Genomic DNA, 15,777 nt, shown 5'->3' with positions numbered 1-15,777 from the left:
AATGAATAGATCCTCTGATGGTTTCTATCCTGCCTTCGAAGAAACGAGCACGCTCTCTGGCGTGTCTTGGGGGGCGATCTTCGCGGGGGCTGCTGCTGCGGCGGCGTTGTCTTTGATTCTCGTGCTGCTCGGATTTGGCCTGGGTTTTTCGGCGGTGTCGCCGTGGGCCAATGAAGGGATGAGCGCCAAGGGCCTGGGCATTTCAACGATTGTCTGGCTGGCGGCTACGCAAATCGTGGCGTCCGGGCTTGGCGGTTATATCGCCGGTCGTCTGCGGGTGAAGTGGGCTTACATGCACGGTGATGAGGTTTACTTCCGTGACACCGCCCATGGCTTCCTGGCCTGGTGCGTGGCAACGCTGGTGACGGCGACGCTGGTGGTCGGTTCGGTCAGCAGCGTTGTCAGCGGTGGTGTGCAGGCCGGGGCGAGTGTGGTCGGTGGCGCCGCGAGTGCCGCGACTCAAGCAGCCGGCACGGCTGTCGGCAACACTGACAGTGACCAGTACGGTTACTTCGTCGACAGCCTGTTCCGCGATGACCGTCCGGCGGCGGTCAGTGATGACGCCGTTCATGGCACCGTGACGCGCATCTTCGTGCGTAACCTGAGCAACGACGGTCAACTGGCTGCCGAAGATCGCGTCTACCTGGCGCAATTGGTCGCCCAACGGACCAACCTCACTCAAGCGGACGCGGAACGTCGCGTTGATGAAGTGTATGCCCGCACGCAAAAAGCCGTAGCCGACGCCAAACTCGCCGCCCAACAAGCCGCCGACACCGCCGCCAAAGTCGCTGCCTGGACTTCGCTGTGGATGTTCATCGCGCTGCTGATCGGTGCGTTTTTCGCCAGCCTCGCTGCAACCTTTGGCGGCCGTCGTCGGGATGCCGTGGTGTATCTGGAGTCCGACGCTTACGAGACCACCACTTCGCTGCCTGTCCGCTAACCCAGGAGAACTACCATGCGCTCACTACTGCTGTTCTTTCTCGGCGTACCGATCCCGATCATCATCCTGATCGCCCTGTTCATGCACTGACTTACGCTGGGGCACTTGCCTTTGCCGCTTCTCCCTTGGGTAGAAGCGGCGTTTTTGTGTGAGCGGACTGGCAGCCACCTTGATGTTGAATGTGACTGCCTCTTCGCGAGCAAGCTCGCTCCCACAGTTGGACCGCGGCGTGCACAACTTCTGTGTTCACAGCAGATCTAATGTGAGAGCGAGCTTGCTCGCGATGGGGCCCGATTAGGCACAGCAAATCCATCTACTCAATCGGTGTACTGACAAAATCCTCAAGCCCTTCGGCATACGCCGTAAACGCACTGATCTGTGGAAACCGATTCACATCCACCTGATCCGGCACCACCAGATTGGTGAAACTCCACGCCACCGCCAACGTAATCCCGTCTTGACCAATCGTCCCGTCAGTTTTCAGCGGCTGCATTTCCAGCTCCCGCTCCAGCGCCGAATAGGCGGCCGCCAATTGCCCTTCAACCCGCTCCACCCAGGGTTCAAACTGAATCTCCGCTGGCCGCAGGTTGCGTTCGTAGTAGAGCTGCACAGACTTTTCGCACGCCGCCAGCCCCAGGCCGATCAGGCGCAATGAGCGCAGGCGTTGATCGAGATCGTCGGGCATCAGACTGTTGCCAGGACCGGCCAAGGCTTCCAGGTAGTCGATGATCAGCGTCGAGTCGATTAACACTTCACCGTCGTCCAGCACCAGGGTGGGCGCCTTGACCACCGGGTTGATCTGCTGGAATTGCTCGAAATGCCGAAACACCGAAACCGACTGGTGTTCCAGTGGGATGCCAAGGCGTTTGGCAGAGATGGCGACGCGCCGCACGTACGGTGAATCCAGCATGCCGATCAGCTTCATTGAACCGCTCCTTCAGATGTCCATTTCGGGGTGGACAACCTTAGTTTAGCTTCAGCGAGTTGCAAACGGCGTGGGCGCTAATCTTCGAAGCCGACCTGTTCGTGGATCTCATCGACCTTCAATTCCAGCCTATAGGCCACAGCGATAAACAGCGCCTGGCACAGGCACAGCGTCGCACTCAACGAACGGAACGCAAACGAACTGCCTTCGTTGACCAGCAGCACGGTGTTGGCGCGTTTTGCCAGAGGCGAGAGGTTGCTGTCGGTGATGATCAGGGTTTTGGCCTGATGGTGCTGGGCAATGCGCAGGCAGTGTTGGGTTTCCTTGCCGTAGGGCGTGAAGCTGATGGCGATCACCAGGTCATTGGCGCGCACGCTGCGCATTTGCTCGCGGTAGCTGCCGCCGAGCCCCGAAACCAGATGGATACGCTTGTTGGTGTGTTGCAGGTTGTAGACCAGGTAGTCGGCTACCGCGAACGAACGGCGCACCCCGACCACGTAGATGTTGTCGGCATTCACCACCAGGTCGACGGCCTTGTCGAAGGCCTGGTCATCGAGTTCCAGCCCCAGCCGTTCGATGCCCGAGAGGGTCGCATTGATGCACTCGCGCGCCAGGTCGCCGCCGCTGGCCTTCTGCGACTTGTTGGCGATCATGCTGCGAATGCGCTGCTGGTAGTTCTGAACCGGCGTGGTCTTGTGCGTATACGCCTCGCGGAACAGCGCCTGCATTTCGCTGAAGCCGCTGAAGCCGAAACGCTGGGAAAACCGCACGATCGCCGACGGGTGCACTTCGCACTCGCGGGCGATGTCGCTGATGCGGTCGACCATGATCCGGTCGCTCTGCTGACTCATGTAACTGGCGATGCGTTTGAGCTGGCGCGGCAGGCTTTCGTATTCATTGGTGATCAGCTGCAGCAGACGCTCGGCATTGATCGGGGGGCTGGCGAGATCGCTGTCGGGCGTGCTCTCGGTCGTCGCCGGCTGATCGGTGCGGGTCATAAGGAATCCTTCTGGCTTGTTCTTATAGGGAGGACGGATTGCGTCATCCCCTGACAATAGGTTGGCTGTGCGCAGTCTACAGGGTAGGCCGGAATAAAATCTTGAGCTTGCGGTCAGTACGAGGTGTGCTGAAACGATGCACTGCCACTGAAACGCCTGTACCAACGTTTATTGGAAAAAATATTCTACATAAAAAATATTTAGAATAATTATTGATTGTTCGGTCCCGGACGTTTTAGTCTGCATCCACCAAGAGTGTTCGGCGCGGCCATCGCCCCGGACGCAGGCTGATAAAAATAACAGGAGCCAGCATGGGCCAGACTCGTTTTGCCAGTGGGCGTCAATTGGATCTGATTTGCCTGGGGCGCCTAGGCGTCGACCTCTATGCGCAGCAAGTCGGAGCGCGGTTGGAAGATGTTTCAAGCTTCGCCAAATACCTCGGCGGATCGTCCGCCAACATCGCTTTCGGCACGGCTCGGCTGGGCCTGAAATCGGCGATGTTGAGCCGGGTAGGGGACGACCATATGGGCCGCTTCCTCGTTGAATCCCTGACCCGCGAAGGTTGCGACGTCAGCGGCATCAAGGTCGATCCGGAACGCCTGACCGCCATGGTCCTGCTGGGCCTCAAGGATCGCGAAACCTTTCCTTTGGTCTTCTACCGCGAAAACTGCGCCGACATGGCGCTGCGGGCCGAAGACATCAGCGAAGCCTTCATTGCTTCCAGCAAAGCCTTGCTGATCACCGGTACCCATTTCTCCGCCGACGGCGTCTACAAGGCGAGCATCCAGGCGCTGGATTACGCCGAGAAGCACAACGTCAAACGGGTGCTGGACATCGACTATCGCCCGGTACTCTGGGGCCTGGCCGGCAAGGCCGACGGCGAAACCCGTTTCGTCGCCGACCAGAACGTCAGCCAGCATGTGCAGAAAATCCTCCCGCGTTTCGACCTGATCGTCGGCACCGAAGAAGAATTCCTGATTGCTGGCGGCTCCGAGGATTTGCTCACCGCACTGCGCAATGTACGGCGCCTGAGCGCTGCGACCCTGGTGGTCAAGCTCGGTCCGCAAGGTTGCACGGTGATTCACGGGGTGATCCCGGAACGTCTCGAAGACGGCGCGATTTATCCCGGCGTTCGGGTGGAAGTGTTGAATGTGCTGGGGGCCGGCGATGCGTTCATGTCGGGCTTCCTCGCCGGTTGGCTGGAGGACGCGAGCGACGAGCGCTGCTGCCAGTTGGCCAATGCCTGCGGCGGTCTGGTGGTGTCACGCCATGCCTGCGCGCCGGCCATGCCGACCCGCGCCGAACTCGACTATTTGTTTAACAGTCCGGTGCCGATTACCCGGCCGGATCAGGACGCGGTGTTGCAGCGTCTGCATCAGGTCAGCGTGCCGCGCAAACAGTGGAAGCAGCTGTTCATCTTTGCCTTCGACCATCGCGGGCAACTGGTGGAACTGGCGCACAAGGGCGGTCGCGACCTGAGCGCCATCGGCGAACTCAAGCAACTGTTTATCAAAGCCGTGGAGCGGGTCGAAGCCGATTTGCGCGAGCAAGGCATCGAGGCCGATGTCGGACTGTTGGCCGATCAACGCTTCGGCCAGGACTCGCTGAACGCCGCCACCGGTCGCGGCTGGTGGGTGGCGCGACCGGTGGAAGTGCAAGGTTCGCGGCCATTGGCTTTCGAACACGGGCGCTCCATCGGCAGCAACCTGATTGCCTGGCCGCAGGAACAAATCATCAAGTGCCTGGTGCAATTCCACCCGGATGATGAGCCGTTGTTGCGTCTGGAACAGGAAGCGCAGATCAAGGGTTTGTATCAGGCCTCCCAGGTCAGCGGTCATGAGCTGCTGCTGGAAATCATCCCGCCCAAGGATCACCCCTCGACCCATCCGGACGTGTTGTATCGCGCGCTGAAACGCCTCTACAACCTGGGCATTTACCCGGCGTGGTGGAAGATCGAAGCGCAGAGCGCCGAGGAGTGGAAACAGCTCGACGAGCTGATTCAGGAGCGTGATCCGTACTGCCGAGGCGTGGTGTTGCTGGGGCTGAATGCACCGGCAGCGGCACTGGCCGAAGGGTTTCAACAGGCCCGCCAGAGCCAGACTTGCCGCGGGTTTGCAGTCGGCCGGACGATTTTCCAGGAGCCGAGCCGCGCGTGGATGGCCGGTGAAATCGACGATGAAGCGCTGATCCGTCAGGTGCAGGGCACGTTCGTTGAACTGATCGATGCCTGGCGCACAGCCCGCGCGTGATGGGTTGACGCAAACCCAATGTGGGAGCGGGCTTGCTCGCGAAGACGGCGGCACATGCAACATCGATGTCGCCTGATACACCGCTTTCGCGAGCAAGCCCGCTCCCACAGGGGTTCCGTGCCGGTCTTACTGATTTATGTAAAAACAATAAAAGGTGCAGCCATGCCCGCTATTCGAATTGGCATCAACCCGATCTCCTGGAGCAACGACGACCTGCCGTCCCTCGGTGGCGAGACGCCGCTGAGCACCGCCCTGAGCGAAGGCAAGGAAATCGGCTACGAAGGTTTCGAACTCAACGGCAAGTTCCCCAAGGATGCCAAAGGCGTCGGTGACGTGCTGCGGCCTTACGACCTGGCGCTGGTGTCCGGTTGGTATTCCAGCCGTCTGGCCCGCCGCTCGGTGGCCGAAGAAATCGACGCCATCGGCAGCCATGTCGAGCTGTTGGCGAAGAACGGCGCCAAGGTGCTGGTGTACGGTGAAGTCGCCGACTCCATTCAAGGCCAGCGCATCCCGCTGGTTGAACGCCCGCGTTTCCACACCGAACACGCCTGGCAGGAATACGCCGACAAGCTCACCGAACTGGCGCGCTTCACCCTGTCCCAAGGCGTACGCCTGGCGTACCACCACCACATGGGCGCCTACGTCGAATCCCCGGCGGACATCGACAAATTGATGGCGCTGACCGGTAGCGAAGTCGGCCTGCTGTTCGACTCGGGCCATTGCTACATGGGCGGTGGCGAACCGTTGCAGGTGTTGCGCAAACACATCGAACGCATCTGCCACGTGCATTTCAAGGACGTGCGCAAACCGGTGGTGCAACTGGCCCGCAACAATCTGTGGAGCTTTCCGGACTGCATCATTAACGGCACCTTCACCGTACCCGGCGATGGCGACATCGACTTCGGCGCCTTGCTCGACGTGCTGCTGGCTGCCGACTACCACGGCTGGCTGGTGGTCGAAGCGGAACAGGATCCAGCGGTGGCGCCGAGTTATGTCTATGCCAAAAAAGGCCACGACACCTTGCGCACGCTGCTCGACGAGAGGACTAAGTGATGAGCCTGCTGGTCAAAAGCAATGCCCGTGGCCGGACCATGGTCGAACTGGGTAAAGGTGAGCTGGAATACGTTGGTTTCGCCGCTTACCGCCTGAGCCTGGGCGAAACCCTGCCGGTTTCCGCCGATGATAAAGAACTGTGCCTGGTGCTGCTCAGCGGTCGAGTCAGCATCAAGGGCGAAGCGCCGGGGCAGGGCGCGTTCGACTGGGACAACATCGGTGATCGTCAGTCGGTGTTCGAAGACAAATCCCCCTTCGCCGCGTACTTGCCACCCGGCAGTCAGGCGCAAGTGGTCGCGCTCAGCGATGTGCAAATCGCCGTGTGCGCCGCGCCCGGTTCGACGAGCAACGGCCTCGGCCCACGGCTGATCAAACCCGACACCATGAAGCGCAGCGTGCGCGGCAAAGGCGCCAACACCCGTTACGTCTGCGACATTCTGCCGGACACCGAGCCGGCCCATTCGCTGCTGGTGGTGGAAGTGCGCACGCCGTCGGGTCACTCGTCGAGCTACCCGCCGCACAAGCACGACACCGACGATTTGCCGCACCAGAGTTTTCTCGAAGAAACCTACTACCACCAGATCAACCCGCCCCAGGGCTTCGTGTTCCAGCGGGTCTACACCGATGACCGCAGCATCGATCAGGCCATGGCCGTGGAAAACAGCGACCTCGTGGTTGTGCCCAAAGGCTATCACCCGGTCAGCGTGCCGTACGGCTACGAGTCGTACTACCTGAACGTGATGGCCGGCCCGAAACGTGTCTGGCAGTTCCATAACGATCCGCAGCACAGCTGGCTGATGGATCTCTGAATTCCTACCTCTGCACGGAGAACACGATCAATGAGCGACGCCCCGGTAATCGGCCATTACATCCACGGTCAAGTGCAAGACAGCAACAGCGAACGGTTCAGCAACGTCTTTAATCCGGCCACCGGCAGCGTCCAGGCGCGCGTCGGGCTGGCCAGCCAGAAGACCGTCGACGAAGCCGTCGCCTCGGCCCTGAAAGCCTTTCCGGCCTGGTCCGAACAATCTTCCCTGCGCCGTTCGCGGGTGATGTTCAAGTTCAAGGAATTGCTCGACCAACATCACGATGAACTGGCAGAAATCATCAGCCGCGAACACGGCAAGGTGTTTTCGGACGCCAAGGGCGAAGTCACCCGGGGCATCGAAATCGTCGAGTACGCCTGCGGTGCGCCGAACCTGCTGAAAACCGATTTCAGCGACAACATCGGCGGCGGCATCGATAACTGGAACCTGCGTCAGCCGCTGGGCGTGTGTGCCGGCGTGACACCGTTCAACTTCCCGGTGATGGTGCCGCTGTGGATGATCCCGCTGGCGCTGATCACCGGTAACTGCTTCATCCTCAAGCCGTCCGAGCGCGATCCGTCCGCCAGTTTGCTGATGGCCCGACTGTTGAGCGAAGCCGGGTTGCCGGACGGTGTGTTCAATGTGGTCCAGGGCGACAAGACCGCCGTCGACGCGTTGCTGCAACACCCGGACATCGAGGCGATTTCTTTTGTCGGCTCGACGCCGATTGCCGAGTACATCCACCAGCAAGCGACCTCCCGCGGCAAGCGTGTGCAGGCACTGGGCGGGGCGAAGAACCACATGATCGTCATGCCCGACGCGGATCTGGATCAAGCCGCCGACGCCTTGATCGGCGCGGCTTACGGCTCGGCCGGCGAGCGCTGCATGGCAATTTCGATTGCCGTGGCGGTGGGCGATGTCGGCGACCAGTTGATTGCCAAACTGCTGCCGCGTATCGATCAACTGAAAGTCGGCAACGGCCTGAAGGCTGACAGCGACATGGGGCCGCTGGTGACCGCCGAGCACAAGGCCAAAGTCGAAGGTTTCATCGACGAAGGTGTGGCCCAGGGCGCGCAGCTGATTGTCGATGGTCGCAACTTCAAGGTGCCGGGCGCCGAGAACGGCTTCTTCGTCGGCGCCACGCTGTTCGACAACGTCACGACCGAGATGAGCATCTACCAACAGGAAATTTTCGGTCCGGTACTGGGTATCCTGCGGGTGCCGGACTTCGCCAGCGCCGTCGCGTTGATCAACGCCCACGAGTTCGGCAACGGCGTGTCCTGTTTCACTCGCGACGGCGGCATCGCCCGAGCTTTCGCCCGCACGATCAAGGTCGGAATGGTTGGCATCAACGTACCGATTCCGGTGCCAATGGCCTGGCATTCCTTCGGTGGCTGGAAGCGCTCGCTGTTCGGCGATCACCATGCTTACGGCGAAGAAGGCATCCGCTTCTACAGCCGCTACAAAAGCGTGATGCAGCGCTGGCCTGACAGCATCGCCAAGGGCCCTGAATTCAGCATGCCAACGGCCAACTAATTCACCTGTGCGGAGAACAACAATAATGAGCAAACCCCTGCGTTTCGCCCTGAACCGTATGGTCGCCCCACGTTTGTCCCTGCCGGCGTTCATCGAGTTGGCGGTGACCCTCAAGGCCGACGCCATCGAAATTCGCAACGACCTTAAAGGTGTCGAGATCGAAGACGGCACCGCCCCCGAGCGCGTCCGTGAGTTGTGTGCCGCCAAAGGCATTACCGTGCTGTCGATCAACGCGCTGTATCCGTTTGATGTGTGGAATGACGAGCGCCGTGCACACGCCTTGAAGCTGGCCGCTTACGCCCGTGATTGCGGCGCGCAAGGGTTGGTCATGTGTCCGCTCAACGACCGTGCCGATCCGCGTAACGAGGCCGCACGTGCTTCAGGTCTGCGCACGGCGTTGACAGAACTGGCGCCGATCCTGCGCGAACACGGCATCCTCGGCTTCATCGAACCGCTGGGTTTCGAAGAGTGCTCGCTACGCCGCAAGCGCACGGCAGTGGACGCGATCAAGGCCATCGGCGGGCTGGATGTGTTCCGTCTGGTGCATGACACCTTCCACCATCACCTGGCCAGCGAACATGAGTTCTTCCCCGAGCTGACCGGGCTGGTGCACATCTCCGGTGTCGAGGATGCCGAGGCACCGCTGGCGACCATTCGCGATGGCCACCGGGTGCTGGTGGGCGAGGGCGACATCCTCGGCAACGCGGCGCAAATCGACACCTTGCTCAGCAGCGGTTACAGCGGCTACCTGTCGTTCGAGCCGTTTGCCGACAGCGTCCATGGCCTGGCGGATATCCAGCAGGCGATCGGCGCGAGCATGGATCACCTGCAAAAATCCCTGACCTGACACTGTTATCAGGTTGATGGAGATCCAATGTGGGAGCGAGCTTGCTCGCGATAGCGGAGTGTCAGGCGACATCAGTGTTGAATGTGCTGCCGCCATCGCGAGCAAGCTCGCTCCCACAGGGTTTCTTCGTTTATTGAAGGATCGGTTATGACCACAACAAGACTGACCATGGCCCAGGCCCTGGTGAAATTCCTCGATAACCAGTACATCGAGGTCGATGGGGTTCAAAGCAAATTCGTCGCCGGGATCTTTACCATTTTCGGCCACGGTAATGTGCTGGGCCTGGGCCAAGCCCTGGAGCAGGACAGCGGCGACCTGATCGTCCATCAGGGCCGCAACGAGCAGGGCATGGCCCACGCGGCCATCGGTTTCGCCAAGCAACACCTGCGGCGCAAGATCTACGCCTGCTCTTCATCGGTAGGGCCGGGCGCGGCGAACATGCTGACCGCCGCCGCGACAGCAACCGCCAACCGCATTCCCTTGCTGCTGTTGCCCGGCGATGTCTATGCCTGCCGCCAGCCGGACCCGGTGCTGCAACAGATCGAGCAGTTCCACGACCTGAGCATCAGCACCAACGATGCGTTCAAGGCCGTGAGCAAATACTGGGATCGCATCAACCGTCCCGAGCAACTCATGACGGCGGCGATCCACGCCATGCGTGTGCTCACCGACCCCGCCGAAACCGGCGCGGTGACCCTGGCCTTGCCACAAGATGTGCAAGCCGAAGCCTACGACTACCCCGATTATTTCCTGCAAAAACGCGTGCACCGCATCGAGCGTCGTCCGGCGACTGAAGCGATGCTCGGCGATGCGCTGGCGCTGTTCAAAGGCAAGCGCAAGCCGCTGATCATTTGCGGTGGCGGGGTCAGATACTCCGGCGCCAATGCCGCCTTGCAGGCGTTTGCCGAGCGCTTCGAAATTCCCTTCGCCGAAACCCAGGCCGGCAAGAGCGCGGTGGTGTCCATTCATCCGCTGAACGTTGGCGGCATTGGCGAAACCGGTTGTCTGGCGGCGAATCTGTTGGCCAAGGACGCGGATCTGATCATCGGTGTCGGCACCCGCTACAGCGATTTCACCACCGCGTCGAAATCCCTGTTCCAGCATCCGGACGTGCAATTTCTCAACCTCAACATCAGTCCCTGCGATGCCCTGAAGCTCGACGGCGTGCAACTGCTGGCGGACGCCAAAGTCGGCTTGCAAGCCTTGGCTGAAGCCTTGGGCGATTACCGTTCTGCGTGGGGCGATCAACCGCGCCAGGCCAAGGCGCAACTGGATGAGGAAGTCGACCGTATCTATCAGGTCGAATACCAGAGCAAAGACTTCATCCCGGAAATCAACGACCACATGGACCTGGCGGTGCTGCGCGAATTCATCGAGCTGACCGGTTCCTGCCTGACCCAGAGCCGCGTGCTCGGCGTGCTCAATGAAACCCTGGCCGATGACGCGGTGATCGTCGCCGCTGCCGGCAGCCTTCCCGGTGACTTGCAGCGCAGCTGGCGCAGTAAGGGGGTGAACACCTATCACGTCGAGTACGGCTATTCCTGCATGGGTTACGAGGTCAACGCGGCACTGGGCGTGAAACTCGCCGAGCCGGATCGCGAGGTCTACGCGCTGGTTGGCGATGGCTCCTACATGATGCTGCATTCCGAACTGGCGACCTCGATTCAGGAGCGACGCAAGATCAACGTGGTGTTGCTCGACAACATGACCTTCGGTTGCATCAACAACCTGCAGATGGAACACGGCATGGACAGCTTCGGCACCGAGTTCCGCTTCCGCAATCCGGAAACCGGCAAGCTCGACGGCGGTTTTGTGCCGGTGGATTTCGCCATGAGCGCGGCGGCCTATGGCTGCAAGACCTACAAGGTGAACACGGTCGAAGAACTGCAAGCGGCATTGGCCGATGCGCGGTTGCAGACGGTGTCGACGCTGATCGACATCAAGGTCCTGCCCAAAACCATGATTCACAAATACCTGTCGTGGTGGCGGGTCGGCGTGGCGCAAGTCTCCACCAGCGCCCGCACCGATGCGGTGGCCAAGACCCTGAATGAACGACTGGCCGAGGCCCGTCAGTACTGATTGCCCTGAACGAACAACAACAAATCTAGGAGTCATTAAATGTCTTTGAAGCTTGGAGTCATCGGTACCGGGGCCATCGGCCAGGATCACATTCGTCGTTGCAGCCAGACCTTGCTCAACAGCCAGGTGGTTGCAGTGACCGACATCAACCTGCAACAAGCAGCGAACGTGGTTTCCGACCTGAAGCTGACCGCCGAGGTCTATCCCGACGGCCACGCGCTGATCAAGGCGCCAGAAGTCGAAGCGATCCTCGTCACCTCCTGGGGCCCGAGCCACGAAGAGTTCGTGCTGGCGGCGATTGCGGCGGGTAAACCGGTGTTCTGCGAGAAGCCGCTGGCCGTCACCGCTGAAGGCTGCCGCAAAATCGTCGAGGCCGAAGTGGCCCACGGCAAACGCCTGGTGCAGGTCGGCTTCATGCGCCCATATGACGAAGGTTATCGGGCACTGAAAGGCGTGATCGACAGCGGTCAGATTGGTGAGCCACTGATGTTGCACTGTGCGCACCGCAACCCGACCGTGGGTGAAAACTACAAGACCGACATGGCGATCACCGACACGCTGATCCATGAGCTGGATGTGTTGCGCTGGTTGCTCGATGACGATTACGTGTCGGTGCAAGTGGTGTTCCCGCGCAAGAGCAGCAAGGCGCTCGCACATTTGAAAGACCCGCAGATCGTGCTGCTGGAAACCGCCAAGGGCACGCGCATCGACGTGGAAGTGTTCGTTAACTGCCAATACGGCTACGACATCCAGTGCGAAGTGGTGGGGGAGACCGGCATCGCCAAACTGCCGGAACCGTCGCAGGTTCAGTTGCGTAGCGGGGCGAAGTTGTCCAACGCGATTTTGATGGACTGGAAGGATCGTTTCATCGCGGCGTACGACGTCGAGTTGCAGGCGTTCATCGATGGTGTGCGGGCCGGGCAGGTCGGTGGGCCTTCGGCGTGGGACGGGTTTGCGGCAGCGGTGGCGGCGGATGCCTGCATCGAGGCGCAGAACAGCGGTGCGATCGTTAAAGTTGCTCTCCCTGACCGCCCACACTTCTACGGCTAACCACCATCCCCTGTGGGAGCGAGCTTGCTCCGGGCGGCGTTCCGACGATTGCGGTCTGACAGTCATCTAGATGTTGGATGTGCTGCCATCATCGCGAGCAAGCTCGCTCCCACAGGGGTAGTGTCAAGACTGCGGCCTTGGTCAGGAGAACCAGAACATGCGCATCGCACTAGACCCCTACATGTACCGCACCCTGTCCTTGGGCAAGATGGTCGATAAGGTCGCCGAGCTCGGTTACGAACACATCGAACTCTCACCCCGGGAAGATTTCCTGCCGTTCTACAAAGCTCCGCGGGTCGACAAGGCGCGGATCAAGGAATTTCGCAAAGCCCTGAGCGATACCGGGGTCAAGCTCTCTTCCTTGTTACCGATGTACCACTGGGCCGCTGCCGACGAAGGCCTGCGTGTTGCCGCCGTACGCAACTGGAAACGGGCGATCCAGATTGCCGTGGAGATGGACTGCGAGCTGGTCAACACCGAGTTCACTGGCCAGTCAGACAACCCGCTGGTCTGTGAGAACCAGTTCATGCGCTCCATGGACGAGTTGATCCCGGAGTTCGAGCGCGAAGGCATCAAGCTGGATATCCAGGCGCACCCTTACGACTTTTGCGAGCGCAACAACGAGTCGGTGGACATCATTCGCGGTCTGGATCGCGAGTGGATCAACTACCTTTACGCGGCGCCGCACACCTTCTTCTATGACGATGGCAAAGGCGATATCGCCTCGATGCTCAAGTATGCCGGGTCGAAGCTGAGCCACCTGATCATCGCCGACACATACAACCACAAGGCTTCTTCCGGGTTGCGCTACATCGTCAACCCGCCAGGTGTCGTTGCCACCGTGCACCAGCATCTGGACATCGGTCAGGGTGAAGTCGATTGGGACGCGTTTTTCGGTACCCTGCGCGAGATCCAGTTCGACGGCATCGCCACGGTCTCGGTGTTTGCCTGGGAAGACCGGCCGGATGAATCCAACCGGATGATGCTTGAACGAGTGACCCGCGAACTGTGCCGCTGACTTGTGTACACCGATCGTTCCCACGCTCTGCGTGGGAATGCAGCCCGGGACGCTCCGCGTCCCAAAAGCGGACGCAGAGCGTCCATTGATGCGTTCCCACGCAGAGCGTGGGAACGATCAAGAAGGAGTTGAATCATGCGTATCGGACTTGTCGGTTATGGCCATGGCGGCCGGTTTTTCCATGCTCCGCTGATCAGCAGCTTGCCGGCGGCGAAGTTCGTCGGTGTGGTCACCCGTTCACCGGAACGCCGACAATTGTTGGCGGCCGAGCACCCCGGGGTGCCAGCGTTCGACAGCATTGGCCAACTGGTGGAGGCCGGGATTGATGTGCTGGTGGTGTCCACACCGCTCAAGGGCCGTCCGGCGCTGGTGCTCGATGGCATCGAACACGGTGTGGCGGTGGTCAGCGACAAACCGTTCGCCGCTGATGCGCAGCAAGCCCAAACCCTGATCACCATGGCCGAGCGCCAGGGTGTGCAGCTCAGCGTCTACCAGAACCGTCGCTGGGATTCGGACTTCCTGACCGTGCGCAAACTCATCGAATCCGGTGCGTTGGGTCAGGTCACCCGTTTCGAATCGCGGATCGAGCGTTACTCACCGCAGGCGGTGAACAACGGCAGTGGCGGTGGCTTCCTTCGCGACTTGGGCAGTCATCTGGTGGATCAGGCGTTGCTGTTGTTCGGCCCGGTGACACGGGTCTACGCCGAACTGGATTACCTGGAAAAAGGCCAGGTCTTCGATAACGGCTTCTTTATGTCCCTGACCCATGCCAGTGGCGTGACCTCACACCTGGGCGGCAGTTGCCTGCAAAACACCCCCGGCCCGCGCTTTCGGGTGACCGGCACCCAAGGCTGTTACAGCGTCGATGGCCTGGACGGGCAAGAAGCATCGGCACTCGCCGGGCTCTCGCCGAAATCCGAAGGTGAGCGCTGGGGCGTTGAAGAACATCGCAGCTGGGGCTGGTTCGAACAGGGTGAGGTGCGCGAGCGGGTTCCTTCCGAACGCGGTTGCTGGAATCAGTTCTATTTACAGCTACAAGCCGCGTTACAGAGCGGTGGCCCACTGCCGGTGGATGCCCGTGATGCACTGGCGACCACCCGCGTGCTAGACGCTGCGCGACTGAGCGCCGAGCGGCATCAAGTGGTGGAATTGAGCCCGTTCAAGAGCCATGGAATAAAATCAGAATAAAATTCTAAAATGAGTTGATATAGAAATTATTTTCTAATAAAGTCATTTTCAGCGACCTGCCTCGTAACCTGTTTCAACCATTTTCCTGCTTGCTTGCCTGCTTACTGAAATCGTCACGCCTCATCCATAAAACCAACAAGAATGTGGAGAAAGACTTTTCATGAAGACCAAGATCCGCTTCGCCTCACTTGCCTTGTCCCTGATGTTTGCCAGTGGCGCGGCGCTCGCCGATATGAAGATCGGCGTCAGCATGTCCCAATTCGATGACACCTGGCTGACCTACCTGCGCGAGTCCATGGACAAGAAAGCCAAGTCCTATCCCGAGGGCGTGCAGCTGCAATTCGAAGACGCCCGCAGCGACGTGGTCAAGCAGTTGAGCCAGGTCGAAAGCTTCATCAGCCAGAAGGTCGATGCCATCGTGGTCAACCCGGTGGATACCGCCGCCACCAAGAAAATCACTGAAGCCGCCGTCAAGGCCGGCATCCCGCTGGTCTACGTCAACCGCCGCCCCGATGACCTGAAACTGCCCAAAGGCGTAGTGACTGTCGCCTCCAACGATCTGGAGGCCGGTGAAATGCAGATGCAGTACCTGGCCGACAAAATGGGCGGCAAGGGCGACATCGTGATTCTGCTGGGCGACCTCGCGAACAACTCCACCACCAACCGCACCAAGGGCGTCAAAGACGTTCTGGCCAAATACCCGAACATCAAGATCGAGCAAGAGCAGACGGGCATCTGGTCGCGGGACAAGGGTATGACCCTGGTCAACGACTGGCTGACCCAAGGCCGCAAGTTCGATGCAGTCGTGGCCAACAACGACGAAATGGCCATCGGTGCCGCCATGGCCCTGAGTCAGGCCGGTGTCGACAAAGGCAGCGTTTTGATCGCCGGTGTCGACGGCACGCCCGACGGGTTGAACGCGATTAAGAAAGGCAACATGGCGGTCTCAGTATTTCAGGACGCCAAAGGTCAGGCCGACGGTTCGATCGACACCGCCGTGAAAATGGCCAGGAACGAGCCAGTTGAACAGGCCGTGTGGGTGCCATACCGCTTGATCACCCCGCAAAACGTCGACACGTTCAAATAGC

Annotated in this window: 13 protein-coding genes; 11 read left to right on the top strand and 2 right to left on the bottom strand. The window is 60.3% G+C overall.

What is annotated here, in order from left to right; all coding sequences use genetic code 11:
- Position 1: 1 nt before the first annotated feature.
- Positions 2-940, top strand: coding sequence for a hypothetical protein (locus ACMXYI_RS26150; RefSeq protein WP_415769719.1), 939 nt, complete (start codon positions 2-4; stop codon positions 938-940).
- 313 nt (positions 941-1,253) lie between these two features.
- Here the strand turns inward: ACMXYI_RS26150 and ACMXYI_RS26145 are convergent, their stop codons facing one another.
- Positions 1,254-1,865, bottom strand: coding sequence for a glutathione S-transferase (locus ACMXYI_RS26145; protein ID WP_415769718.1), 612 nt, complete (start codon positions 1,863-1,865; stop codon positions 1,254-1,256).
- Between the two features lie 77 nt (positions 1,866-1,942).
- On the bottom strand, positions 1,943-2,863 hold the full coding sequence (locus ACMXYI_RS26140) for a MurR/RpiR family transcriptional regulator (RefSeq protein WP_033057626.1): 921 nt from the start codon (positions 2,861-2,863) through the stop codon (positions 1,943-1,945).
- 311 nt (positions 2,864-3,174) lie between these two features.
- Between ACMXYI_RS26140 and ACMXYI_RS26135 the strand changes: the two genes are divergently transcribed.
- The 10 genes from ACMXYI_RS26135 to ACMXYI_RS26090 all read left to right on the top strand — a co-directional run bounded on the left by ACMXYI_RS26135 (position 3,175) and on the right by ACMXYI_RS26090 (position 15,776).
- Positions 3,175-5,112, top strand: a complete 1,938-nt coding sequence (locus tag ACMXYI_RS26135; RefSeq protein WP_415769717.1) for a bifunctional 5-dehydro-2-deoxygluconokinase/5-dehydro-2-deoxyphosphogluconate aldolase — start codon at positions 3,175-3,177, stop codon at positions 5,110-5,112.
- 162 nt (positions 5,113-5,274) lie between these two features.
- Positions 5,275-6,165 (top strand): myo-inosose-2 dehydratase, encoded by an 891-nt coding sequence (gene iolE / locus ACMXYI_RS26130; protein WP_415769716.1) that lies wholly within the window; start codon positions 5,275-5,277, stop codon positions 6,163-6,165.
- Positions 6,165-6,974, top strand: a complete 810-nt coding sequence (gene iolB, locus ACMXYI_RS26125; protein ID WP_415769715.1) for a 5-deoxy-glucuronate isomerase — start codon at positions 6,165-6,167, stop codon at positions 6,972-6,974. The genes iolE and iolB overlap by 1 nt, the downstream gene beginning before the upstream one ends.
- Before the next feature lie 30 nt (positions 6,975-7,004).
- Positions 7,005-8,507, top strand: coding sequence for a CoA-acylating methylmalonate-semialdehyde dehydrogenase (locus tag ACMXYI_RS26120; protein ID WP_415769713.1), 1,503 nt, complete (start codon positions 7,005-7,007; stop codon positions 8,505-8,507).
- 25 nt (positions 8,508-8,532) lie between these two features.
- A complete protein-coding gene (locus ACMXYI_RS26115; RefSeq protein WP_415769712.1) occupies positions 8,533-9,354 on the top strand; it encodes a TIM barrel protein in 822 nt (273 codons plus the stop codon).
- A gap of 147 nt (positions 9,355-9,501) precedes the next feature.
- Positions 9,502-11,433 (top strand): 3D-(3,5/4)-trihydroxycyclohexane-1,2-dione acylhydrolase (decyclizing), encoded by a 1,932-nt coding sequence (gene iolD / locus ACMXYI_RS26110; protein ID WP_415769710.1) that lies wholly within the window; start codon positions 9,502-9,504, stop codon positions 11,431-11,433.
- Positions 11,434-11,472: 39 nt separating this feature from the next.
- The gene (locus tag ACMXYI_RS26105; protein WP_415769708.1) at positions 11,473-12,483 is read left to right on the top strand and encodes a Gfo/Idh/MocA family protein; all 1,011 of its coding nucleotides are present in this window, start codon (positions 11,473-11,475) and stop codon (positions 12,481-12,483) included.
- Between the two features lie 157 nt (positions 12,484-12,640).
- Positions 12,641-13,501, top strand: coding sequence for a sugar phosphate isomerase/epimerase family protein (locus tag ACMXYI_RS26100; protein ID WP_415760175.1), 861 nt, complete (start codon positions 12,641-12,643; stop codon positions 13,499-13,501).
- Between the two features lie 135 nt (positions 13,502-13,636).
- Positions 13,637-14,689, top strand: coding sequence for a Gfo/Idh/MocA family protein (locus tag ACMXYI_RS26095; protein WP_415769707.1), 1,053 nt, complete (start codon positions 13,637-13,639; stop codon positions 14,687-14,689).
- Between the two features lie 160 nt (positions 14,690-14,849).
- A complete protein-coding gene (locus ACMXYI_RS26090) occupies positions 14,850-15,776 on the top strand; it encodes a sugar ABC transporter substrate-binding protein (RefSeq protein WP_415769705.1) in 927 nt (308 codons plus the stop codon).
- Position 15,777 lies beyond the last annotated feature (1 nt).

This window comes from Pseudomonas lyxosi, from assembly GCF_047758685.1.
Taxonomy (GTDB): Bacteria; Pseudomonadota; Gammaproteobacteria; order Pseudomonadales; family Pseudomonadaceae; genus Aquipseudomonas; species Aquipseudomonas lyxosi.
The sequence above is the reverse complement of the archived record's forward strand: the minus strand, read 5'-3'. Positions and strand labels throughout refer to the sequence as shown.

Excerpts from the sequence above, each read along its gene's own strand:
- ACMXYI_RS26145 (WP_415769718.1), bottom strand. The coding sequence starts at position 1,865 with ATGAAGCTGATCGGCATGCTGGATTCACCGTACGTGCGGCGCGTCGCC.
- iolE (WP_415769716.1), top strand. The coding sequence starts at position 5,275 with ATGCCCGCTATTCGAATTGGCATCAACCCGATCTCCTGGAGCAACGAC.
- ACMXYI_RS26135 (WP_415769717.1), top strand. The coding sequence starts at position 3,175 with ATGGGCCAGACTCGTTTTGCCAGTGGGCGTCAATTGGATCTGATTTGC.
- iolD (WP_415769710.1), top strand. The coding sequence starts at position 9,502 with ATGACCACAACAAGACTGACCATGGCCCAGGCCCTGGTGAAATTCCTC.
- ACMXYI_RS26090 (WP_415769705.1), top strand. The coding sequence starts at position 14,850 with ATGAAGACCAAGATCCGCTTCGCCTCACTTGCCTTGTCCCTGATGTTT.
- ACMXYI_RS26115 (WP_415769712.1), top strand. The coding sequence starts at position 8,533 with ATGAGCAAACCCCTGCGTTTCGCCCTGAACCGTATGGTCGCCCCACGT.
- ACMXYI_RS26120 (WP_415769713.1), top strand. The coding sequence starts at position 7,005 with ATGAGCGACGCCCCGGTAATCGGCCATTACATCCACGGTCAAGTGCAA.
- iolB (WP_415769715.1), top strand. The coding sequence starts at position 6,165 with ATGAGCCTGCTGGTCAAAAGCAATGCCCGTGGCCGGACCATGGTCGAA.
- ACMXYI_RS26105 (WP_415769708.1), top strand. The coding sequence starts at position 11,473 with ATGTCTTTGAAGCTTGGAGTCATCGGTACCGGGGCCATCGGCCAGGAT.
- ACMXYI_RS26100 (WP_415760175.1), top strand. The coding sequence starts at position 12,641 with ATGCGCATCGCACTAGACCCCTACATGTACCGCACCCTGTCCTTGGGC.
- ACMXYI_RS26150 (WP_415769719.1), top strand. The coding sequence starts at position 2 with ATGAATAGATCCTCTGATGGTTTCTATCCTGCCTTCGAAGAAACGAGC.
- ACMXYI_RS26095 (WP_415769707.1), top strand. The coding sequence starts at position 13,637 with ATGCGTATCGGACTTGTCGGTTATGGCCATGGCGGCCGGTTTTTCCAT.
- ACMXYI_RS26140 (WP_033057626.1), bottom strand. The coding sequence starts at position 2,863 with ATGACCCGCACCGATCAGCCGGCGACGACCGAGAGCACGCCCGACAGC.